The 418-nt window shown below is 72.2% G+C and carries 1 protein-coding gene; it reads right to left on the bottom strand.

From position 1 onward, the window contains the following. On the bottom strand, positions 1–418 hold a 418-nt coding region (locus tag FVS66_RS02350; RefSeq protein WP_149179271.1), incomplete at both ends, for a KR domain-containing protein.

Raw genomic sequence — 418 nt, 5'->3', positions numbered from 1 at the left:
CCGCGCCTCACAGCCCAGGCCCTCCAGCTCGGCGACGAGCTCCGCGGCACCCTCGGCCCGCGCACCACGCCGACTGAGCAACAGCAAATGGCGCACACCCCGAGTCCCGGCCAGGTGCCGGGCGAACATCGCACCCAGACCACCCGTACCACCAGTGACCACCACAGTGCCCTCAGCGTCGAACGCGGTCACCGACTCACCGGCGGACGCCCGGGACAGCCTGGGCGCCAGGACACGACCGTCGCGGACAGCGAGCTGCGGTTCGTCGGTGTCGAGGAGCGCACCCCAGTCCGGCCCGTCGCCCTCACCATCACCGTCGAGGTCGAGGTCGAGGTCGAGGTCGAGGTCGAGGTCGACCAGGACGAACCGGCCCGGGTGCTCGGACTGCGCACTGCGCAGCAGACCCCACACCGCCGCC

Origin of the sequence: Streptomyces sp. TRM49041 (genome assembly GCF_008271805.1) — a bacterium.
Taxonomy (GTDB): Bacteria; Actinomycetota; Actinomycetes; order Streptomycetales; family Streptomycetaceae; genus Streptomyces.
This window is presented reverse-complemented; position numbering and strand designations above follow the sequence as displayed.